Below are 22882 nucleotides of genomic sequence, written 5' to 3'. Positions count from 1 at the left end.
ATATAGGGAAAATTAAAGTTGTTGTTTACTCTTTTACATTCACTCGGATTCCTTTGGTATGACTGGTATACTCTGGGGCATACATACTTTCGATAGTTGTAATGCCATTAGAGAAATCTCCCAAGTTATTCACTCTAATATCATATTCCAAAACATAAGTTCCTTTGTTTATCTGGTCAAAAAAGAAATGGGTTGCAGTGTCTTTGGTGCTTCTGTAAAAACCTAAACGGTCTTTGTATTCATAGCTAGAAAGTACATCTACAGGCTCGAAACAGGAAGCGCGCATATCTTTTAAATGTACAAATTCAAAATCCTCCTTGGCTGTAATAATCAATCGAACGGTAACCAAATCACCAATTTTTAGCGGATTGTTTGCCGTTATTTTTTTCAATACGTTGCCTTTGTCGGAGCTTGTCTTTAGATATAATTCTTTGGCAACTGATAAACTTGTATTCGAATTGTTTTTTATTTTGTCCAAATCTTCAAAATACTGCCAGTAAACACCACCAAAAGCGGGTACTTTCGATTTGTTTTCGATGACAATTGTGGCCATTTCTTTTTTGATTTCGTCAGCTTTCCAGTTGAGTTTGATGTAACCCGTTTCGGCTTCTTTTTGGTTTTCGGTGAGTTTTTTGGTCAGGATTTTTTCGTCTCCAATTTTGATAATGGTATTGTCTTTTACGCTCAGCCAATCGTTGCCTTGCATTAGTAATGCGTAAACTGCTTCGGTAGTTGCTTTTGTGGTTGGCCAGTTTTTGGTCTGTTTGTTTTTTAATAACCAGACTTTCATAGCATCAACCGATTTGGTATCATTGTCAACTTCGGCGAAAGCCTCAATCAGCAGAGCCTGCGTTTCAATGGGTGCCTGATACCAATACCAGCCCGATTTGTTGGCAATCCAATACATTCCCCAATCTTCGTTGTTGGAAGCGGTTTCTTTAAGGCTTTCGATGATTTTCTTGGCAGTTTCTTTTTCGCCAAAACGATTCAATGTCAAAGCTGTCATTCCTTTTTCATATAAAGAATAGTTTAACCAATCTTTTTTGGCAGTTTCCAAATAGCGTTTGCTCGCTTTTTTCAGTGTATCCGAAAGGGGATAATCTTTCAGATAAAAACTGCGGGTGTATAAATAATGCAAATCCGAATAAGGATTTATCCAAATTAATTTGTCGGTTGATTTTAAATTCTGGATTCTCGTTTTATGATATTCCAAAAACTTTTGATCCAAAAACGGAATCGCTGTCGAGGCAATTTGTTTTATTTTGGCGGTATTGTTTTCGGTTGGGCTTAATTTTGAAAGATGACCCAAACCTGCCAAAATATGTCTGGTTATGTATTCGTTTTCGTCACTTCCGTCAAACCAGGCAAAACCTCCCGAAGGTTTTTGTTTTTGTTTAAGTTTGTTAAAAGTGTTTTCCTGCGAATTTTTCATTTTTTCCAGATCAAAAAGCAAGGCTAGATTTTTCTTTTTCTCGTCTTCATTTTGAGCATCGTTCAGCCAAGGCGTTTCGGCAAGAATCAACGATTTTAATTCTTCGTTTTCTTCCAGTTTGGAATTCAGTTTTCCGTTTTTTCTCCAAGTTTCAAAAAGATCTGCGATTTTTGGATTACTATTAATAATCTCCGATGCCAAGGCATTTGCATAAAAACGGGCAAAAGTCTGTTCGGCACATTCGTGTTCGTATTCCATTAAATAAGGAAGTGACTGAATTGCCATCCAAGACGGATTAGAAGTATATTCTAATGTAAACAGATGGTTTTTTAAAGTACTTGAATTGTTGTTTTTTAAGTTTTCAAAAGTGTATTCTTTCTTCGAATTTTCGCGTACCCAAATTGGAATGCTTTCGGTCACGAGCATATTATTTGTCAGAACAGGTAAAATATTTTCTTCCCCATCTGAAAAATTGCCTGCCTTGGCTAAAACTTTATACTGCACGCCCTGCAATCCTTCGGGAATATAGATTTTCCAGCTAACGGTTGTATTGCCAAGTGCAGGAATCGTAAAGTTTTTAATGGTCTTTGTGTTGTTCATTTTTGCATCAACAGCCTGCATGGTTGCAGCGTCAAAAAGCTGAAGAACTGCAATGCCGGTTTTGGCTTCATTGGTAACATTCGCCACTTTTGTCGTGATGATGATGCTGTCTTTTTCCCTAAAAAATCTTGGGAAGTTTGGCATTACCATCAAATCTTTTTGAGTAATAACACTCTTTTCCATATAACCAGTTACGATATCTTTGTTGTGTGCCAATAAGCGAAGTTTCCAAGCTGTTAACGCTTCGGGTGAAGTGAAATTAAAACTCACTTTTCCTTTTGCGTCTGTTTTTAGATTTGGGAAAAAGAAAGCGGTCTCTGAAAGATTTTTTCGTGCCTTTACTTGCGTTAAGGCTTCCAATGATTTTTTGGTTGTGATAATTACAACCCCGTTTGCGCCTTTGCTTCCATATAAGGCGGTTGCTTTGGTATCTTTTAAAACATCTATAGAAAGAATGTCTGCAGGATTTAGATTTTTAAAGGTTTCTTCGGAGGCAATTTCTCCATCGATAACATATAAAGGTGTTGCTGCGTTTACTGAGCCATTACCTCTGATTAATATTCCACTAAGAGAATCTTTTTTCGTCTGGCCATAACCAACTACAACAACTTCATTTAATCCGGCATCTTCTGCTTTTGCTAATGCTGGTTTTACAAACTTAACTTGGTCTTGTTTAGGAGCAGGAGGAAGGGTAATTGCCATCGCATTTCCAACTTCTTCTATAGTTAATACTGCATCAGGATCTCCTTTAATTGTTTCACTCCCAACTTTTTTGTCTTTTATGTAAATTAAACCGTCATCTCCATAGAAAAAAGAATTGTTAATATTAAAACCAAACCATTTTAGTTGAGTTTCTTCATTTTGAAGTTCTAACAGTTTTGATTCCAAATTTAAACCACGGATATAAGTGTTGGTTTTATCGAATCCTAAACTAGATCTAAAGTTTATGCCATTGTTGTTATAATCATAAAAACCCAATGCACCCCATTCTTTTTTGGTGAATTGATCCAAAGAACTATCATACATCGAAGCCAAAATTTCGGCTTCCGTTTTGGTGTTGGAGGCATTCAATTTAAAAGACCAGTTTTCATTGCTTCCAGGCTGAATTTTATTTCTAAAACTTTCAACAAGGAATTCCATTTTTGGTTCTTCAAATTTTAATAAAACTTCTAATTGATTATTAAATGTTTCGTTCTCAAAAACACTTTCAAAACCAATTGCCAATGATTTTTCAAATTCTTTTTGGAGCGGAATCGTAATAGTTGCCTGATGATTTTCTAAAACAATATTTTTTTCATAGAAAGTACCGTTTTTATAATTGGCTGTGGTATGAATGTGTAATGTGTCTAATACAGATCGAAGCTGAACGGTTACAAAACCATCTTTCTTCGGGTCTTTGTTGATTTGTTCTACAGTGAATAATTTATTCGGGTTGAATTTGTCTTTGCTTTGTATGATTTGAAAATTAGAAGTGGTTTCGATAGGATTTTCGAAACTGTCTTTGGCAGAAAATACTACTTTGTAATTTCCGGATTGGTAATTGGAAATAAAATCGAGTGCGAGATTTTTGTCTTTTTCGGTGTCTACTTTCTTAGAAAAAACTAAAGTTTCTGTTGGCTTTTTGGAAGCTTCGGAGTAGTTAATTTCGTAAGGAAATAACTTTTCAAAATCCGCATCTGGAATTGTTTTAATCTCTGGATGCCAGAAAATTCGGGATTTGAATTTATTTGGAAGCGGACTTATCAAAAACAATTTGATTTCGCCTTTTACGGCTTTAAATTCTCCGTTTAGATTCGTGCTATTCAGTATGATTTCATTTTTGTTTTTTGTCTCGATGCTATATGGAACGGAAGCATTCAGCATCAAATCGTGATAGCCCACCTTGATTGTAGTTACGGCTGTATGCGTTTCTCCATTAATGTCGGTAACACTTGCGTCTATTCGGTAGTTGAAAACAGGAAGCAGGTCTTTGTTGATATTGTTTGATGGTTTGGCTATGAAATCAATTGCAAATTTTCCCGATGCATCTGTTTTGGTTTCGCCAGTTGCTAAAATTTCACTTTGCTCATTGCCATAATAATTTCTATAATAATTTGTAAATCGGGTTATGGTATAGGTCACTTTGGCATCTGAAATAGTGCTTCCTGCAAATGCTTTGGCCGTTCCTTTTATAGCAACAGATTGATTTACCTGAAAACTTTCTTTTTTAGGTTCAAAAAGCACTTCAAACTTCGGACGTTTGTATTCTTCAACTTTGAAATAAGTGGATGTATTTTCAAAATCTACGTTATCCCAAAAGGGATGTTCGCCTTTTGTTTTATTATGTGTAGCATCTTTCTCATAATCATCTGGTTCATTTGCTTCAATTGTGAAATCACCTGTTAAGCCTGTTTTAGGCAAAACAAATTCACCCGAAAAAGAACCAAATTCATTCGTAGTCACATCAAATTCTTTGAAATTACTATAATTAGGATCCTGTATGGTTATTTTGAAAGTAGTATTAGCAACAACGCTTGATTTGTTGTTTTTCTTCTGAATAGCAATTCCTTTGTAATAAACTGTTTGACCAGGGCGATAAATGGCTCGATCTAAGTAGAATTCTACTTTTCCTTTAACAATTTCATCTTCGTTATTTTTAGAATAATCAGCGATATAGGCAATATAATTTTTTCTAATTAAAACGGTGTCATTTATGGTGGTTATTAGAATAGGAGAATTATCATAATAGTAGTTAGTGTTTTCTTTTTTCTTGTACGTTGCCAAGCCATCCGCATTGGTTTTTATGTCAAAATCTTTCGATTTTAAAACAACATTCTCCATCGGTTTGCCTGTTTTTCTGTCGAGAACTGTGTAGTAATCCGTATATACTTTTGTATTGGCTAAGACTGAAATATTTGAGACCGTAATGGTTTCGTAACCAAATCCTTTTTTGTCTTTGTTATCGGTATCACTTTCAAAATAAACCAAATAACTGCCAGTTTCCAGCTGAGGCAAAAGAACTTCGGTGGTGTATTCGAAATAATCTTTTTTGTCAACGAGTTCGTAATTTTTTGTGATTAATGGTTTTTTATTAGTTATGATTTGAGTTGATAAACTATCGATTTTGTTGGGGTTATTGTAAAATTCGGCAATTTTTACGTAATTTATTTTAAAAAAGGAAACCGTTAAATTGGTTGAGTTTTTATAGTGAATAAAAGCTCTGGCATTTTGTTTATTGTAAATGTATTTTTGGAGTTCAACCTGAATGGTTTTGGAAAGCAATTCTTCCTTCTTTTGAGTGGCCAGTTTGTAGGCATTCGAATTGTTATTAGTCGTCAAAACGAGATCCAGTTCGGTAATTGCTTTGCTGTTATAATCAGGATGGGTTTCTTTAGAAGCCAATTTGCTATAAACATTTGCCTTTTCTAATTGAATTTTTTGCAGTTGAGTAACTTCTTTTGTCTCTTTTTCTAAAGAAATCAAAGTTTTCAATAATTCTTCATCTGATTTTATCAGGAATTGGGAACAGAATAAAATACGATCAAATTTATTTTCAAAAGTTGGAGCATCAGTTTCCAGTTTTTGATACAACGAAAGCACTTTTTTTAGATTTTCATCTTTGATAAAATCGAGGTTTAATTTTGTAAAAGTTTCAGAATTTCCTAGAAAAGCATTTTTATTTGGTTCAAAATCTTTAGATTCAAACTGCCATTCATTTATTTTTGATTTATAAAAAGCAATATTTTCTTTTAGTAAATAATCAAACAGATTTTCTTTTTTGAATTTTTCTAAAGTAAAAAAATCAAAAATTGGTTCGTAATTAGTTAAAGGAGTTGCTTTTAAAACGGCTTCGTTTTCTAATGTTTTTTCGTAAATTTTTAAAATATCATCTTTTATATTTAAATCAGTAGCGACTACTGTATCAATTGCACTATCGTTATTCACTACTTCAAGTGAATCAGCAACAACTGCTACTGTATCTGCAACTACGACTGCTATGTCATCATAATTTTCATTGTTGTCATTGAGACATTTCGCATATACCAAATTCAAAATCGCTTTTGATGGAATTGAAACCTGATTAATCTGGGCTTTCAAATTGGCCAGAATCAATTTTTTTGCATTTTCATCCAGCACTTGGCTGTACTTCGATTTATAAAAAAAACATTTGATGATTTGAACTTCTTCCTTTTTCGCGAAAGCCTTTTTGTAGATTTTATCTACAATTTGGTTGGCAGTTTTTATTTTGCCAAGGTTTTCATTTTTGATTACCTTATTCCAGTTTTTCTGATAATTTTGAGCATAGAAAGAAGTTGAAAATAAAAGGAAGACAAACAGTAATTTTTTCATTGATGATGCACTTTTAGAAGGTTTTAAAACAATCAAAATTTTCTTTCACAAATTACTAATTTTTACTTAAAACTAAATGATAGTTGGTACATTTTCTTATTTTTGAAGTATGAAAAACTCACTAATCCTATTCCTGTTATTACCAATGATAATTTTGGGTCAAACCAATTTTATGAAGGGAGAAAAACTATTCAAGGAGGGGAATTTTGATCAAGCCGAGCCTCTTTTGGAAAATTACTTGAAAGGCAGTCCAAATCATCTTCGAACTTTGGAATATTTGGGCGATATTGCAGGTCAGAATAAGTTGTGGGATAAATCCATAAACTATTATAAAAAGCTGAAAACGTTAAAGCCTGCCGAAGCCAATTATTATTACAAATACGGAGGGGCTTTGGGAATGAAATCATTAGAAGTCAGTAAAATAAAGGCTTTAGGTATGATCGGCGAAGTCAGATCTTCTTTTGAAAAAGCAATAGAGTTGAATCCAAAACACATTGAGGCGAGATGGGCATTAATTGAACTGAATTTGCAATTGCCAGCAATAGTTGGAGGAAGTGAGTCCAAGGCCATAAAATATTCCAGTGAATTGAGAGAACTGTCTCCTGTTGATGGTTATTTATCCCGTGGTCATATCGATGAGTATTTCAAAAGATATGCAGAGGCTGAGGTGCAATACAAAAGAGCAATTTTGATAGGAGGATCGAAAATATGCTATCAGACATTGGCGGATTTCTATAAAAACAAAATGAAACAACCCGATAAAGCCAATAAGGTTTGGGAAGAATATAAAAATAAAAATAAATAGTTTAAGATTGTTTAATGTGGTTTAAAAATAGTTTGACAACTATAGAAACTATTTTAAACACTTAAACTTTAAACTTTTAAACTTAAATAATGAAAACACATTTCATTGCCATAGGCGGAAGCGCAATGCACAACTTAGCATTGGCATTACACAATAAAGGATATCAGGTTACAGGAAGTGACGATGCGATTTTTGAACCTTCAAAATCACGTTTGGAAAAAAAAGGAATTTTGCCAGCCGAGCTGGGATGGTTTCCAGAGAAAATCACTGCCGATATTGAAGCTGTAATCCTTGGAATGCACGCCAAAGCTGATAATCCAGAGCTATTGAAAGCACAGGAATTGGGTTTGAAAATTTATTCGTATCCCGAGTTTTTGTACGAGCAGTCCAAAAATAAAACACGTGTTGTTATTGGTGGTTCTCACGGAAAAACGACTATTACTTCGATGATTCTGCATGTGATGCATTACCATAATATTGAAGTGGATTATATGGTTGGTGCCCAATTAGAAGGTTTTGACACAATGGTGCATCTTACCGAGGAGAATGATTTTATGGTTCTCGAAGGTGATGAATATTTGTCTTCGCCAATTGACAGAAGACCTAAATTTCATCTGTATCAGCCAAATATTGCATTGATTTCGGGAATTGCTTGGGATCATATCAATGTTTTTCCAACCTATGATTTTTATGTAGAGCAGTTTGAAATTTTTATTGATAAAATTACAAACGGCGGAATATTGGTTTATAATGAAAATGATTCCGAGGTAAAACGTGTTGCCGAAAAAGCGACTAATCCAATTCGAAAATTGGCTTATCATACTCCAAAATACGAAGTAAAAGATGGAGTTACACTTTTGGAAACTCCAGAAGGACCAATGCCTATTGAAGTATTCGGAGCGCATAATTTAAATAATCTGGCTGGAGCCAAATGGATCTGCCAGAATATGGGGGTTGATGAAGCGGATTTCTATGAAGCGATTGCGAGTTTCAAAGGAGCATCGAAGCGTTTGGAAAAAATTGCAGAAAGCAAAACCAAAGTAGCTTATAAAGATTTTGCCCATTCGCCAAGTAAAGTGTCTGCAACTACCAAAGCAGTCAAAGAACAATACCCAAATCGTACCGTGGTGGCCTGTTTGGAACTGCACACTTACAGCAGTCTGAATGCCGAGTTCCTGAAAGAATACGAAGGAGCGTTAGAATATGCTGATATTGCGGTGGTTTTTTATTCTCCGGATGCAGTAAAAATCAAACAATTGGAAGAAGTTACTTATGAGCAAATTGCAAAAGCTTTCAATAGAGAAGACTTGATTATTTACACTAATCCAACCGCTTTCAAAGAATATTTATTTAACCTAAATCTTGAAAATTCCGCTTTATTATTGATGAGTTCCGGAAATTACGGAGGCTTGAATTTTGATGAGGTAAAGGGATTGATTGAGTAATAAAATAAGCGACAAAGTTTGTCATTCCGCAGGAATCTCAATAAGTGCGGTATTAGTTCCTTTTAAATTAACACAATCTTGTCATTCCGTAGGAATCTCATCTGGTTCAATATGGATTCCTACGGAATGACAAGATTGTGTATTAAGGTTTTATTCTAATCTCACAGTTTGTCATTCCGTAGGAATCTCATTCTGGTTCAATATGGATTCCTACGGAATGACAAGATGGTGGATAAACTTGAATTAGATTTTGGAGTGATAAAAGAAAAATGCAATAACGGCAAAGTTTGTCATTCCGTAGGAATCTCAAGTGAGTAAAGTATAGGTTTTTACTTTTGAAAGATTGAAGCAGGTTGTTCAGACTAAGTCAATATAGATTCCTACGGAATGACAAGATTGTGTATTAAGGTTTTATTCTAATCTCACAGTTTGTCATTCCGTAGGAATCTCATTCTGGTTCAACATAGATTCCTGCTGAATAACAAGATTGAGATTAAATACTGGCTATTGTTTTATGTTTAAAATAAGATTTTGATTACATTTGAAAACATTCAATTATAATCATTGGCAAATGGAACAAAACAGCATACCGATCACACATTGGGCAGAAGATGACAAGCCTCGTGAAAAATTAATGCTCAAGGGCAAAAGTGTTTTAAGCGATGCCGAATTGATTGCAATCCTCATTGGTTCTGGAAACCGTAATGAATCGGCGGTGGATTTGAGCAAAAGGATTTTAGCTAGTGTCGATCATAATTTGAATGCTTTAGGAAAATTGTCTATTGGTCAATTAATGAATTTTAAAGGTATCGGCGAAGCCAAGGCGATCTCGATAATTTCAGCCATGGAATTGGGAAGGAGGAGGAGAAGTGAAGATGTAATTGAGTTGTCCAAAGTAACTTCAAGCAAAGCTGTTTTTGAAGTGATGCATCCAATAATTGGAGAGCTATCTCACGAGGAATTTTGGGTTTTGTTTTTGAATAATTCCAATAAAATTCTCTTCAAGACACAATTGAGTAAAGGCGGAATGACTGGAACAATGGTTGATGTACGAATTATTTTTAAAATAGCTTTTGAGCAGAATGCGACAGCAATTATTTTGGTACACAACCATCCTTCAGGGAAATTGCAACCTAGCGATGCCGATATCCAAATAACCAAAAAGATTAAATTGGCAGGACAAAATCTGGATATTCCAGTTTTAGATCACATTATTATCACAGAAAACGGTTATTATAGTTTTGCTGACGAAGGAATATTTTAAAAAAGTTGCTTGATTTGGACATTTGTCTTATATTTACAGTCAAATGTCTTTTTTATGGAAGCAATAAAATTTAAATCGGGAGAAGCTATTGATAAAGCCGTAAGAGTTTTGGTTAATAGGGTAGAGCAGGAGCGAGGATACAAACTATTGAATAAGAATATTACTTATGATGAATTCCTGAAAAATAGAATGCTGATTGTGCACGCTATTCGCGAAGGAATCCCATATGAGTTGTTCAATTTGATAAAGGAAATCACTCCTTTTAACGAGGAAGACTGGGCCTCTTTTTTGGGAATTTCCACTAAGTCACTTCAAAGAAATAAAATCAAGGAAGATTTTATTTTCAAACCCCTTCAATCCGAAAAAATATTGGAATTGGCAGAGGTAACTTCTTTAGGAAATACTGTTTTTGACACCGAAGCACAATTTTATTTATGGCTAAACACCCCATCATTTGCACTTGGAAATCTACAGCCAATTGAATTGCTCAAAGATTCCTATGGAAAAGAAATGGTGATTAATGAATTGAATAAAATTGATCAAGGTATTTTTGTCTAATGGAAGTCTTTCGATTGGCACGAAAAAAATATCCGATTGAATTATCGGGAAAAGGAGCTTCCATTTCGGGAGCACGTTGGAATTCAAAGGGAACAGAAATTATTTATTGTGCCCACAATAGGGCTTTGGCAATGGCCGAAGTTTTAGTGCATCTTTCATTGGCAACTTTACCTAGTGATTTTGTGATGTTAACTATTGAAATTCCAGATGATATTTTTATCGAAATTCTAGATCTTAACAAAGTTAATATAGATTGGAATGTTTTTCCTTGTACCTTTGAAACACCTCTCTTGGGAGATGATTTTATAAAGCGAAATGAAGCTTGTATTCTAAAGGTTCCTTCGGCGGTGGTAAAAGGAGATTTTAACTTTTTGATAAATCCGTATCATATTGATTTTCATAAAATCAGAATTACAGAGCAAAGTGATTTTCCTTTTGATAAACGAATTTTTAAATAATACGATTACATGTTATCTTCTAAAATAACCGACATTTTCTTTGACTTGGATCATACGCTTTGGGATTTTGACGTAAATTCGGAACTGGCTTTTGACACGATTTTCAAGAAAGATCATCCCACTATTGAAATAGCCAGTTTTATAGAAAAATATATCCCGATTAATCAAGCCTGCTGGAAATTATACCAATACGATAAAATTACCCACGCCGAATTGAGATACAATCGTCTTAAACATACATTTGATGCTATGGAATATTTTGTGTCAGATGCCCAAATAGAGAGTATCGCACAGGATTACATTGAGTTATTGCCTCAAAATAATTGTTTATTCGACGGTACGATAGAAGTGTTGGAATATCTTGGGAAAAAGTATAAATTGCATATTATTACCAATGGCTTTGCCGATGTGCAGTATAAAAAAATAAACAACTCGAATATTGCAGGTTTTTTCAAAACGATAACAAATTCGGAAATGGCAGGTGTGAAGAAACCTAATCCCGTTATTTTTGAATACGCCTTGGATTTGGCGAAAGCCAAAAAAGAAAACAGTATAATGATTGGTGATTGCCTCGAAGCTGATGTGCAGGGCGCTCTAAATGCCGGATTAGACGCTATTTTTTTTAATGACAAGAATATTAAAACAGAACAAAATATTAAACAAGTAAATCATTTATTAGAACTCAAAAAATATTTATAAATCATGAAGTCAAAATTTATATACCTATTGCTGCTTGTTTCAAGCATTGGATTTGCTCAATCAGTCAATGATTATAAAGCGGTTGTTATTCCTTTAAGATATGATTTTCTAAAATCAGACAATCAATATCGTCTTAGTACTTTAACTAAGGTTAATTTAAAAAAAGCAGGTTTTGAAGCTTTTTATGCCAATGAAACTTTTCCAAGCGGATATAATGACAGATGCAGTATGTTATATGTAGATGTATTGAAAGACAATGCGTTTTTAGTAACAAAACTTTTTGTTGTTTTGAAGGATTGCAACGGAAAAGAGATTTATAAATCTGAAGTAGGAAAAAGCAAGGAGAAAGAGTATGAAGTAGCTTATAGCGAAGCATTGAATATGGCTTTTCAATCTGTATATGCATTGGGCTATAAATATAATGGTACTTCAGCTTCCAGCACAAACAGTAACAGTATTGGTACAGCAGCTTCCTCATCAGTTATGCCAGCTGTTGCGGTGGCGGCAGTGGCAGTAAATGTTCCCGATACGAGCGGAGAGCCAGATGGAACCGTTTTATTTGCGCAGCCCATCAAAAATGGATTTCAATTAATCGATAGCACTCCAAAAGTGGTAATGAAGGTATATAAAACTACAAATCCTTCCATCTATTTGGCGGTCAAAGATAATTTGCAAGGAGTTGCAATCCTTAAAAATAATCAATGGTTTTTTGAATATTATGATAAAGAAACCTTGATGTCAGAGAAAATCACAGTGAAGTTTTAAGGTTGCAAACGTTGGAATTATAAGTAAATTATTTCGATATCATTATAAAGCCTGCGGTTCTCGTGGGCTTTTTTATATTAATACCCGTATTTGTCTTTCCAACGATTTTTAAGAAATTCACGTGTAGTATTTTCTCTGGAATTTTGTCCAGGAACATAAATAGGAGTATTACTTAATGCCTCAGGTAAAAATTCCTGCTCGGCAAAATTGTTGGCATAATCATGCGAATATTTATAATCCTCACCATATCCCAATTCTTTCATTAATTTGGTCGGAGCATTGCGCAAATGAATAGGTACAGGTAAATCTCCAGTTTGTTTAACCAATTGCTGTGCGGTGCCAATTGCCAAATAAGAAGCATTGCTTTTTGGAGAAGTAGCCAGATAAATAGCACATTGGCTCAAAATAATTCTGCTCTCTGGATAGCCAATAGTAGAAACAGCCTGAAAAGCGTTGTTAGCCATTATAAAAGCTGTTGGATTGGCATTGCCAATATCTTCGCTGGATAAAATCAGCATTCTTCGGGCAATAAATTTCACGTCTTCGCCACCTTCAATCATTCTGGCAAGCCAATAAACAGCTCCGTTGGGATCACTGCCTCGAATCGATTTTATAAATGCCGAAACAATGTCATAATGCTGTTCGCCGGTTTTGTCATATAAAACCGTATTTTGTTGAACGAGTTCAAAAACACGATCATTGGTAATGACAATTTCATCTTCAGCCGAAGCGTTTACGACCAGTTCAAAAATATTCAATAGTTTGCGTCCATCCCCGCCAGAAAGGCGCAATAAAGCTTCTGTTTCGCGCAGTTCTATTTTTTTGGATGCCAAATAGCTGTCTTTTTTCATTGCTCTTTGCAGCAAATGTTCTAAATCTACTTTTGTAAATGCGTTCAAGATATAGACTTGACAGCGAGACAATAAAGCGGGAATGACTTCAAAACTAGGGTTTTCGGTCGTTGCACCAATAAGGGTAATCCATCCTTTTTCAACCGCTGCCAATAAGGAATCTTGTTGCGATTTGCTAAAACGATGAATCTCATCAATAAATAAAATTGGATTTTTGGCAGTAAATAAACCACCGCTTTGTTTCGCTTTTTCAATTACATCCCGTATATCCTTAACCCCCGAATTAATTGCACTCAATATATAAAAGGGACGATTGGACTCTTGGGCAATAATTTGTGCCAAAGTTGTTTTGCCAGTTCCTGGCGGTCCCCAAAAAATTAATGAAGGTATAATTCCTTTTGCAATTTGTTGTGTTAGCGAGCCATTTGGACCAACCAAATGCAACTGACTAATATAATCTTCTAACTTTTGTGGGCGTATACGTTCTGCTAGTGGTGCTTCCATTTTGTAAAATTACGTAATTTTCAGTTTTACAAGTATATTTTTCATGAGCTATTCCTGCTGTCCACTATATCTTTTGTGCCGAACCCCGGCACAAAAGGATGCCGTTTCCATCAGGGCTATGGGATTTGTTTTTATAACAAAATATAGATTTATATGACAAAATAGCATTAAATTACTTTTGGATACATTTTTGAAGAGGTAATATGGGTTTCAAATGTAACTGATTAAAGGCTAAAATTAATTGAGTCTAACATTCCAAAAATCTAACAATCTAAGAAGTCTAAAAAACAATGGAAGAAAATAATTTTAAATTCAATAATTCCGTAATAGGAGTACCGCTTTTTTTTGTACTCCTTTTATGGTTTATATATTGGCTAGAAATCCGTTTCGGTTTCGATTTTGACAGCAACGGAATTTTGCCAAGAACATTTTCGGGATTGCAGGGAATTATCTTTAGTCCATTCATTCATTCGGATATTGAACATCTTTATAATAATTCAATTCCATTGTTAGTTCTATTAGCAGCTTTGTTCTTTTTTTATAGCAAAGAAGCTTGGGGAATTTTAATATTTGGTATTCTGCTGTCTGGAAGCCTTACTTGGTTTATAGGAAGGGATAATTATCACATTGGGGCTAGTGGTTTAATTTATGTACTGGTTTCTTTTATTTTTTTTAAAGGAATCCAGACGCAATATTATCGTTTGGTAGCCTTGTCACTTACTATTGTAGTACTCTATGGCGGAATGGTTTGGTATGTTTTTCCAAAAATTGACGACACCATTTCTTGGGAAGGTCATTTGTCTGGTCTAATTGCAGGTTTTGCACTTACTTTTTTCTACAAAAAGCCAGAGTTCAAAAAAGTGATAAAATACGATTGGGAACGTCCCGATTATGACCCGTCAGAAGATAAATTTATGCAAAGATTTGATGAAAATGGAAATTTTGTTAATTTGCCAAAACCAGAAAGTATAGAAGAAACCCAAATAGAAATCAGTCCTTTTTTTTTGTCAAACTCAAATGTTGTGTATGATTTTATAGAAAATCAAGATCCTCCAAACGAAAAAAATGAATCAAAACCCTAGTCTTGATTCATTCATTTTAAGTTTTATGCATGGTAATGTTTTTCGTTCAGTTAGCAATCTAAAATCTGCATTCTGTAATCTAAATTTTCTATCCTCTTTGTCTCACCGCTTCATATAAAAATGCGCCACAAGCTACAGAAACATTTAAAGATCCAATAGATCCAAACATTGGTAATTTTGCTTTCTCATCCACTATTTTAAGTACAGAAGGATTTACTCCTCTATCTTCTGAGCCCATAATGATTGCTACAGGTTCATTCAAGGAAATATCATAAATGTTTTGGTCCGTTTTTTCGGTAGCAGCTACCGTTTTTATACCACTGGCTTGCAAAAGAAAAATAGCATCTTTAATATGTTCCACTTTGCAAATAGGAATATTAAACACTGCACCAGCAGATGTTTTTACCGTGTCACCATTTACTGGTGCCGAACCCGCTTTTTGAATAATAATTCCATTGACACCTGTACATTCGGCAGTTCTAATTATTGCACCAAAATTACGAGCATCCGAAATTTGATCCAAAATTAAAAACAATGGTTTTTTGCCGTTTTCGACAACAGTTTCTATTAATGTTTCTAAATCAAAAAAAGAAATAGGAGAGATGCTTGCTACAGCACCTTGGTGGTTATTGGGAGTCAGTCTGTTTAATTTTTCTACGGGAACATACGAGAAATTAATATTACCACGTTTCATTACCTTCATTAAGTCTTTCATCAGTTCGCCACTTGCTTCCTTCTGAATGTATACTTTATCCACTGTTGCTCCAGCTTGAATAGCTTCAATTATTGCTCTTATTCCAAATATTTGATGTTCTTTTTCCATAGGGCAAATATAGGTATAATGTTTGTATAAAAAAAAAACCACCAGCATTGCTGGTGGTTTTAATAAATGGTTAATCTGATAATTAGAATTTATCCCAGAATAACTTAGTGCTTAATTTGTCTCCACCTACAGCAGTTGCTGCTGCTTTATAATTGGTGTTGTTTAATGTTTGTTCCAACACTGGATATGTAAATCTAACCGGAACTTTATTTTCTGCAGCACTCGCTGCATTTGATGGAGCTAACAGTTTTGGAAAGTCTAATCTTCTATAAGAAGTCCATGCTTCAAAACCTCTATTGTAATAACCAATCCATGATTGTTCACCAATTTTCTCTTGCCAGCTTGCTGCTCTTGAATATGTTACATTTGGATTTGCTAAATATGCATCTGCCTCAGCTTGATTCCCTCCCCAATATAATATAGATGAAGTAACTGCTTCATTGTAATATGTAGAGGCTGTACCACTTATAAATCCTCTTTCAACTGCTTCTGCAAGATAAAATGATACTTCAGTATAGCTCAATAATAAGCCTTCTAATTCTGGATCTAATAATACTGTGTGGTCACCATCTTCATTAGCTGGATCACCAGGAGATGAATAGCTTTCAAAATCACCACCTTGTGCATAAGGTCCACCAATAAATTCTCCTTCAATAGGAATGTAATATTTTGCCCTTCTTGGATCATTCAAGTCATTCATTTTGTCAACTAGAGTATTAGCCGCAATAAAATCATATCTGCCACTAGATACTAAATCTTCATATAGAGGATTTGTGTTTGGTTGAGTTGATTTATATTGTATTGTAGCATTATACTCATTAGAGGTCATTACTCCTGCTTCAAATGCTTCTTTAGCTTTAATTGCAGGATTTAAAGATGGTTCATCAGCTACGGTTATTGCCATTCTTAATTTTAGTGAATTTGCAAAAATTTTCCATTTAGCTATGTTCCCTGAATAAATAAAGTCAGAAGCTCCAAAACTTGCAAAACTACTATCAAATTTTGCATATGCCTTGTCTAGTTTTGCAAAAAGGTCTTTGTAGATATCTATCGCCTTATCATATTTAGGTGAAGGGAACTTTTCTGGATCCAGTGCCTCAGTATAAGGAATATCTCCAAAAGTATCAACTAAAATTGAAGTAGCATAAACTTCTAAAACTTCAATGATAGCAATTTTATTTTGTTTTATCTTTTCTTCTTTTGGAGTCACAGTTGCTATCTCATTGGCAATTTCTTTTGCCTTTTTCAAATCTGTCAATATATCTCTGTAAATAACTCTCCAGTGTCTGTCCGGAATGTTTCTTTGTAGAATATCGTATCTTGATTCGTCTAAATAGGTGGTCTCTGTCCAATGTTGGGCAAAAAGTCTGAAAACATTAGTGTTAACATTTGTACTCGTCATTTGATCGAATAAATTTTTCTCAGCATTACCTAAAAGAGCATCTGCAGGAACAACTAATGGGCTCTTTGTGTCAGTATTCATATCTGTTAAGGTATCTTCACTGCACGAAAATGTGAATGATAATACGCCTATTAATATTAGTAGTTTTTTCATTTGGTTGAATTAAAATTTAACTTTTAAATTGAAAGCAAAGTTTCTTGTTGTAGGTAGAACTCCTGATTGAAAACCTTGAAGATTTCCAGAACTTAAACCTGCTTCAGGGTCTGCATCTGGTAGGTTTTTGTCAATGATCCATAAATTTGTGCCTGAAAGACCTAGGTACAATTCTTGGAATGTTTCGCCAAGCATCTTTTTAGGAAAAGTATATCCAAAAGTTACTTCACGCAATTTTACATATGAAGCATCGTAAACATAATCAGATGATGCGGAACCTAAATAACCAAATACTCCATCTGTTCCATCGCTAGTTTCTACTCTTTTTGTATTTGGATTTCCATTTTCGTCTACTCCTGACAATAACATACCACCTCCATTTGCTATCGTGTTTCTAACAGGATTTCCTAAGTCATTTGTGAATACAGTATTTGTTGTTATCCCTGTTCCTTCACCGTACCATCTATCTAAAGAAAATATACTTCCGCCATGTTGAATGTCTACCAAAAAGCTAAAAGTAAAGTTTTTGTATGCAAATTTATTATTAATTCCAGCGTTCCAATCTGGAACAAAAGTTCCCAATACGTTGTCATTAGTTGAAGAAATCACATATTTTCCGGTTGTTTGATCAACAAGTCTTTGACCGTTTGCATGTGTTTCATAAACAGTACCTTGAATAGTACCATACGGTTGTCCAACTGTTGCGTTTACAGAAACTCCACCTTGGAAAGAGCCTAATTGATAATTGTCAATTCCTTCTATCAAAGATTTAATTGTGTTTTTGTTTTTAGTGAAATTTGATGTTATGTCCCATGAGAAGTTCTCTGTTTGTACTGGTACTAAATTAAGAGTAAGTTCTATTCCTTTATTTTCAATATTACCAACATTTGTGTAAACTCTTGTGTAGCCAGTTGATTCAGAAATCGGTAAATCTACAATTTGGTTTATTGTATTTGTTTTGTATAAAGATAAATCAAAACCAATTCTTCTCTTTAAAAATTGCATTTCTAAACCAGCCTCCCAACTTTTTGTTCTTTCTGGTTCTAGATTAGGATTGTTTTTGGTACTACTTACCGAATAAAGTGGGGTTCCAAAAGGTGATGGACTAATAAAATAATCATTAGTTTTAGCAAAAGGAGCATCGTTTCCTACTTCTGCATATCCAAGTCTTGCTTTTCCCAAAGTTAACCAATCTAGATCCAATAAATTTGAAAATAGAAAGCTTGAAGATACTGAAGGATAGTAGTATTCATTATTATCACTTGGTAAAGTAGATGATACATCTCTACGAATTGTAGCGTCTAAAAACAAATAACTACTGTATCCTAATGAAGCACTTAAGTAATAACCATTTACTCCTTGGTTAGTTTCTGTTTCAACAGGTTTTTCAACAGTGTTAACCGAATTTGTTAATGTATACAACTTTGGAACATATAGGCCTCCAGATGTTGAAGAAAGTATTGAATTAGATTTTTGTCTTCTAATATTTACACCAGCTACACCTTTAAGGTTTAAGTCTTCAGTAATGTCTTTGTTAAAATTCAACATTAAATCATAGTTAAACTCAGAGTAATTTCGATTAAATCTTTGGTATCCAGATGATTCGTTGGATTGAGCGATACCAAATGCATCACCTCCGTATGATCCGTTGGCTCTTCTTTCTTCTTGTATATCAGCATATGTATCAACCGATACTCGACCAACTACATCCAGCCATTTTGTAGCTTTATAGGAAAGACTTGCATTTCCTAAGAAGCGGTTTCTTGTATCATTTTGATAGTTTTCATATCTCTCGAAATATGGATTATTCCAATATGCGGGAGTAATGTTTGTTGGGCTATTAGGATTCCATGTATAGTTCTTTCTTGTTGCGAAATATATATCTTTTTGTTCTTGTAAATCTATGTTAGAAGAAAACCATTGTCTAAAACCTGAAATAATATTACCTGAGTATCCAGTACTATTACGTCCAACAGTTCTAGTGTTTATATAATTTGCGAAAAAACTTGAACTGAATTTATCATTTAATTTGTATGATGCATTTCCTAAGAAAGAGTTTTTGTCTTGACTACTGTTTGGTAGTAAACCTTTAGCAGATGTGTTTGTGTATGATAAAGAGTAATTTCCTTTATCCCCCCCACCGCTAAGAGATATCGAATTTGTTGCTGTAATTGGGTTTTCGAAAAATGTAATTGCTCCATTTTCTGCAGCTTGCCATTTTCTTGCAGTTTTGTAATATGGCGATTCTGGAACAAAAGAATCCCAACCATAAACTAAAGACCCATCGTATGCTGGACCATATGATCCATCATGATTTGTTCTTACAACTTTATCATTTGTTCCATCTCCATTAACATCAAATGCAGTTCTAAAGGATGGAAAATAACCTTGTCCATAAGTAGTTTGATAATCTGTAAAAGTTGATTTATCAACAGTTCCAATGCTTACACTTGAGTCAAAGGATATGCCAATACCTTTTTGTCCTTTTCCTTTTTTGGTTGTAATCATAATTGCACCATTTGCGGCTCTTGAACCATAAAGCGCAGTTGCGGCAGCTCCTTTTAAAACGTTGATTGATTCAATGTCAGCTGGATTGATGTCAGCAGCCGCATTTCCGTAATCATATCCATTACCAGCAGTTTGTTGTCTTACACTATTAGTGTTTGAGTTGTCAACAGGTACTCCATCAATTACAAATAATGCTTGATTGTTTCCGTTAATGGATTTAAAACCTCGAATTACAACATTTGTTGATCCTCCAATGTTTCCGCTTGTTTTTACTTGTAAACCAGCAACTTTACCAGCCATGTTGTTTACAAAGTTCGTAGAAGGAACATTGTTAACTTCTCCTCCATCTACTTTTTGAGTGGCATAACCTAATGATTTTTTCTCTCTTGTAATACCCATTGCTGTAACTACAACACTTTCTAATTGCGTTGCGTCACTTGCTAATTTCACATTAAGCGTTGTTGAACTGGCAGATTTCTCTGAAGATTTCATACCAACATAACTAAATACCAATACATCGCTTGGCTGTGCCTTGATAGAATATTTTCCATCAAAATCTGATTGAGTTCCATTTTTTGTTCCTTTTATTAATACACTCACACCTGGTAATGGCATTCCTGCATTGTCGGAAACAATCCCTGAAACAGATCTTTCTTGCGCAAAAGTTAGTTGCGCCACTAGTACTACAATAAGTACTAAGAATCCATTGAACTTTAGTTTCATTTTTAAATATTTTGAATTAGTATCGCAAAAATCATAATAATTTGTTAACTATCCTAATATCTGAAACTCTTTTTTTTGTTAAGGCTAAAATTTAACATTATAACTTATCGTTATGTTTGTGTTATAAAATTTTATTTCTTCCTCTTTTGTCTTCCCGTTTGTAATGGTGAATTTGAATAATCCGCTTGAGGTTTGAACGCCTAATCCGAGACCTATCCCTAGAAGTTTTTCGTCGTTATTTTTTTTAGAGGTAATTGTCGGATCTTTGTAATAACAGTAGTCTAGGATAGAATTGAAGAATAAATCTGATGAAATTAAATATCTGTATTCTGTCATCAAAGCAATCATTAAATTTGCCTGCAGGCTATTCTCTGAAAATCCTCTTACTGAATTAATGCCTCCAAACCGGTATAATTCATTTGTGATGTAATTTTGGCTTTTTAAAATATAATTTTGATTTTTTATATTTATAATATTTTTCTCATTAATATAAAAATTATTCATTATGTTAAAGTTTACAAAATTTTGGTTCAATGAAGGGCTGGTCGCTGTCGCTCTGTTTCCTGTTCCGATTGTGAAGTTTGCAAATGATTTTATTGGAAATATTCTGTTTTTTGAATTGTTTTTTTTGAATTCAAAAGAAGCAGTGTAGAATGTGTTTTTGTAATCGGTCAAATTTTGACTATTCTGATTTTGGATATCGCTTGACTCGGTAGATTCGTATCCGATATAAAACCGTTTATTGTAATTTAGAAAGTAGCCTAATTGTAAAGCAGTCTTTGTGTTTTGGAAAATACTGTCTTGTTTAAAAATATTGATTTGTGCCTTTATGGCTATCGGGCTGTTGAATAGATAAGGAATGTTTAAATTGCCATTAAAAATTTTTTGACTGTTTCCGTCATTTTTCCAATAAATAGATAATTCTTCTCCATTTCTAATTGCGTTTATTAGGGTTAGATCTAAATATCCGTTAAATTGAACTTTTTTATTTTCTGTACTGTTGAAGCCTAAATAACCATCAAAGTTATTTGCTTTTCTTTTTTCTAGATATACAAATACTTTTGTTGTGTCTTTTGTAAATAATACTTCAGGAAACTTAATTTGATTGATAAAACCGAATTGTTCAAAATCCTGATTAATTTGCTTTACCGTTTCTTGGTTGAAAATGGTGTTTTTATATTTTTTATTGATTTGTTTTTCGGCTCCTTTTGGGAAAAGTTTTTTTTGCTGCTGATCGGTGTATTTAATTTCAATTGAGTTTAAGTTTCTTTTGGAACCAATTGAAATGGATAAATCTGCATGCAGGTTTTGATTTTTCTGCTTGATGTTAATGAGTTTTACTTTTGCAAACGCATATCCCTTTTTTTCTACATCTTGTATGGTTTGTTTTAGAAAAGATTCTGATTTTGAATATGGCAATATGATGGTATCTTGTTTTGTTTCAAATGAATTAGATAAAAAGGCATTGTTTTTTATACCTATATATATGTATATTTTTTTGATTTTTTTTTCAAGTGAAATCATTACGGTGTAGCAGGTGTCATTTTCTTTTTTTTTTTCAAAAAATTGATGATTAATATAGCCTGTCTCGGTTAGTTTTTTACTAAACAAATCTATTTCTTCATTTATTAATTTAATGCTTTGGTGTTTTATTGAATATCCAATAGAATCAATTGTTCTGGTTTCAATTGAAGTTTTTCCAATCATCCTTAATTGAAGATTTTGACTAAGAATAGCCATGTATGTAAGGGAAAAAAACAGAATTAGGATTTTAGATTTCAATTTTGATTTCTTTTTGAGAATTGGTAACGCAAATATCTATTGTTTGTTACAATAATCATAACGTTTGTCTTTTAAGTTTCTCTTTGTTCGGATCTTTCTTCTGGGTATTTCGAGTATTTTCTGGATTTGTATTTTGTTAAAAGCCAAATGTTTACTTATTTCAAAAATAAATCAATTATGGTTTGTATAGTGGAAATTAATTTATACATTTGCAACCCCGTAAAAAGCGGGAATTTTATAAACAAGTAATTTTTAGTATTTAATTATGCCAACTATTCAACAATTAGTAAGAACAGGAAGAACTCAGATCACTAAGAAGAGTAAATCGGTTGCTTTAGATTCTTGTCCACAACGTCGTGGTGTATGTACGCGTGTTTACACAACTACTCCAAAAAAACCAAACTCTGCAATGCGTAAAGTAGCGCGTGTACGTTTGACTAATGGAAATGAGGTAAATGCTTATATTCCAGGTGAAGGACATAATCTACAAGAGCACTCGATAGTATTAGTGCGAGGCGGAAGAGTAAAAGATTTACCAGGAGTTAGGTATCACATTGTTCGTGGTGCACTTGATACTTCAGGTGTAGCAGGAAGAACGCAACGTCGTTCAAAATATGGTGCAAAACGTCCAAAAGAAGCTAAAAAGTAAATCAACTCACGTAAAGATGCGATTTATCGTAACTACGTAAAAAAACAAAA

Annotated in this window: 15 protein-coding genes; 9 read left to right on the top strand and 6 right to left on the bottom strand. The window is 33.8% G+C overall.

Translation table 11 applies throughout. From position 1 onward, the window contains the following. Nucleotides 1-25: 25 nt before the first annotated feature. Nucleotides 26-6361 carry an alpha-2-macroglobulin family protein gene (locus ABEG11_RS07655; RefSeq protein ID WP_348823573.1) on the bottom strand — a complete coding sequence of 2112 codons (6336 nt, stop codon included), beginning with the start codon at nucleotides 6359-6361 and terminating at the stop codon, nucleotides 26-28. Between the two features lie 109 nt (nucleotides 6362-6470). On the opposite strand from ABEG11_RS07655, the gene ABEG11_RS07650 reads away from it, so the two are divergent. The 7 genes from ABEG11_RS07650 to ABEG11_RS07620 all read left to right on the top strand — a co-directional run bounded on the left by ABEG11_RS07650 (nucleotide 6471) and on the right by ABEG11_RS07620 (nucleotide 12355). Continuing rightward, on the top strand, nucleotides 6471-7166 hold the full coding sequence (locus ABEG11_RS07650; protein WP_348823572.1) for a tetratricopeptide repeat protein: 696 nt from the start codon (nucleotides 6471-6473) through the stop codon (nucleotides 7164-7166). Between the two features lie 89 nt (nucleotides 7167-7255). After that, complete coding sequence (locus tag ABEG11_RS07645) at nucleotides 7256-8611, top strand: UDP-N-acetylmuramate--L-alanine ligase (RefSeq protein ID WP_348823571.1); 1356 nt, start codon at nucleotides 7256-7258, stop codon at nucleotides 8609-8611. A 571-nt stretch (nucleotides 8612-9182) separates the two neighbouring features. Beyond that, nucleotides 9183-9875: a RadC family protein gene (radC, locus tag ABEG11_RS07640; protein ID WP_348823570.1), complete on the top strand. Its 693-nt coding sequence runs from the start codon at nucleotides 9183-9185 to the stop codon at nucleotides 9873-9875. 54 nt (nucleotides 9876-9929) lie between these two features. Continuing rightward, nucleotides 9930-10433, top strand: a complete 504-nt coding sequence (locus ABEG11_RS07635) for an Xre family toxin-antitoxin system antitoxin (RefSeq protein ID WP_348823569.1) — start codon at nucleotides 9930-9932, stop codon at nucleotides 10431-10433. A 14-nt stretch (nucleotides 10434-10447) separates the two neighbouring features. After that, a complete protein-coding gene (locus ABEG11_RS07630) occupies nucleotides 10448-10891 on the top strand; it encodes an RES family NAD+ phosphorylase (RefSeq protein WP_348823568.1) in 444 nt (147 codons plus the stop codon). Nucleotides 10892-10900: 9 nt separating this feature from the next. After that, nucleotides 10901-11590: a YjjG family noncanonical pyrimidine nucleotidase gene (locus ABEG11_RS07625; RefSeq protein ID WP_348823567.1), complete on the top strand. Its 690-nt coding sequence runs from the start codon at nucleotides 10901-10903 to the stop codon at nucleotides 11588-11590. A 3-nt stretch (nucleotides 11591-11593) separates the two neighbouring features. Further along, nucleotides 11594-12355 carry a hypothetical protein gene (locus ABEG11_RS07620; RefSeq protein ID WP_348823566.1) on the top strand — a complete coding sequence of 254 codons (762 nt, stop codon included), beginning with the start codon at nucleotides 11594-11596 and terminating at the stop codon, nucleotides 12353-12355. 77 nt (nucleotides 12356-12432) lie between these two features. On the opposite strand, the gene ABEG11_RS07615 is transcribed toward ABEG11_RS07620, so the two are convergent. Continuing rightward, nucleotides 12433-13710 (bottom strand): replication-associated recombination protein A, encoded by a 1278-nt coding sequence (locus ABEG11_RS07615; protein WP_348823565.1) that lies wholly within the window; start codon nucleotides 13708-13710, stop codon nucleotides 12433-12435. 290 nt (nucleotides 13711-14000) lie between these two features. Between ABEG11_RS07615 and ABEG11_RS07610 the strand changes: the two genes are divergently transcribed. Next, nucleotides 14001-14792 carry a rhomboid family intramembrane serine protease gene (locus tag ABEG11_RS07610; protein WP_348823564.1) on the top strand — a complete coding sequence of 264 codons (792 nt, stop codon included), beginning with the start codon at nucleotides 14001-14003 and terminating at the stop codon, nucleotides 14790-14792. Nucleotides 14793-14880: 88 nt separating this feature from the next. Here the strand turns inward: ABEG11_RS07610 and rlmB are convergent, their stop codons facing one another. From rlmB to ABEG11_RS07590, 4 genes are all read right to left on the bottom strand, one after another. Next, nucleotides 14881-15615 (bottom strand): 23S rRNA (guanosine(2251)-2'-O)-methyltransferase RlmB, encoded by a 735-nt coding sequence (rlmB, locus tag ABEG11_RS07605; RefSeq protein ID WP_348823563.1) that lies wholly within the window; start codon nucleotides 15613-15615, stop codon nucleotides 14881-14883. An 82-nt stretch (nucleotides 15616-15697) separates the two neighbouring features. Continuing rightward, nucleotides 15698-17170 carry a SusD/RagB family nutrient-binding outer membrane lipoprotein gene (locus ABEG11_RS07600; protein ID WP_348823562.1) on the bottom strand — a complete coding sequence of 491 codons (1473 nt, stop codon included), beginning with the start codon at nucleotides 17168-17170 and terminating at the stop codon, nucleotides 15698-15700. Nucleotides 17171-17179: 9 nt separating this feature from the next. Next, complete coding sequence (locus tag ABEG11_RS07595) at nucleotides 17180-20356, bottom strand: SusC/RagA family TonB-linked outer membrane protein (protein WP_348823561.1); 3177 nt, start codon at nucleotides 20354-20356, stop codon at nucleotides 17180-17182. A gap of 129 nt (nucleotides 20357-20485) precedes the next feature. After that, nucleotides 20486-22108 (bottom strand): BamA/TamA family outer membrane protein, encoded by a 1623-nt coding sequence (locus ABEG11_RS07590; RefSeq protein ID WP_348823560.1) that lies wholly within the window; start codon nucleotides 22106-22108, stop codon nucleotides 20486-20488. 340 nt (nucleotides 22109-22448) lie between these two features. Between ABEG11_RS07590 and rpsL the strand changes: the two genes are divergently transcribed. Further along, nucleotides 22449-22832 (top strand): 30S ribosomal protein S12, encoded by a 384-nt coding sequence (gene rpsL, locus ABEG11_RS07585; protein ID WP_007136570.1) that lies wholly within the window; start codon nucleotides 22449-22451, stop codon nucleotides 22830-22832. Nucleotides 22833-22882: the final 50 nt, after the last annotated feature.

Origin of the sequence: Flavobacterium aestuarii, assembly GCF_040049115.1 — a bacterium.
Classification (GTDB): domain Bacteria; phylum Bacteroidota; class Bacteroidia; order Flavobacteriales; family Flavobacteriaceae; genus Flavobacterium; species Flavobacterium aestuarii.
The sequence above is the reverse complement of the archived record's forward strand: the minus strand, read 5'-3'. Positions and strand labels throughout refer to the sequence as shown.

What these genes read in the sequence shown, in the direction of transcription:
- ABEG11_RS07625 (WP_348823567.1), top strand. Translation starts at nt 10,901, where the DNA reads ATGTTATCTTCTAAAATAACCGACATTTTCTTTGACTTGGATCATACG.
- ABEG11_RS07590 (WP_348823560.1), bottom strand. Translation starts at nt 22,108, where the DNA reads ATGATTGGAAAAACTTCAATTGAAACCAGAACAATTGATTCTATTGGA.
- rpsL (WP_007136570.1), top strand. Translation starts at nt 22,449, where the DNA reads ATGCCAACTATTCAACAATTAGTAAGAACAGGAAGAACTCAGATCACT.
- ABEG11_RS07650 (WP_348823572.1), top strand. Translation starts at nt 6,471, where the DNA reads ATGAAAAACTCACTAATCCTATTCCTGTTATTACCAATGATAATTTTG.
- ABEG11_RS07645 (WP_348823571.1), top strand. Translation starts at nt 7,256, where the DNA reads ATGAAAACACATTTCATTGCCATAGGCGGAAGCGCAATGCACAACTTA.
- ABEG11_RS07600 (WP_348823562.1), bottom strand. Translation starts at nt 17,170, where the DNA reads ATGAAAAAACTACTAATATTAATAGGCGTATTATCATTCACATTTTCG.
- rlmB (WP_348823563.1), bottom strand. Translation starts at nt 15,615, where the DNA reads ATGGAAAAAGAACATCAAATATTTGGAATAAGAGCAATAATTGAAGCT.
- ABEG11_RS07620 (WP_348823566.1), top strand. Translation starts at nt 11,594, where the DNA reads ATGAAGTCAAAATTTATATACCTATTGCTGCTTGTTTCAAGCATTGGA.
- ABEG11_RS07610 (WP_348823564.1), top strand. Translation starts at nt 14,001, where the DNA reads ATGGAAGAAAATAATTTTAAATTCAATAATTCCGTAATAGGAGTACCG.
- ABEG11_RS07615 (WP_348823565.1), bottom strand. Translation starts at nt 13,710, where the DNA reads ATGGAAGCACCACTAGCAGAACGTATACGCCCACAAAAGTTAGAAGAT.
- radC (WP_348823570.1), top strand. Translation starts at nt 9,183, where the DNA reads ATGGAACAAAACAGCATACCGATCACACATTGGGCAGAAGATGACAAG.
- ABEG11_RS07635 (WP_348823569.1), top strand. Translation starts at nt 9,930, where the DNA reads ATGGAAGCAATAAAATTTAAATCGGGAGAAGCTATTGATAAAGCCGTA.
- ABEG11_RS07655 (WP_348823573.1), bottom strand. Translation starts at nt 6,361, where the DNA reads ATGAAAAAATTACTGTTTGTCTTCCTTTTATTTTCAACTTCTTTCTAT.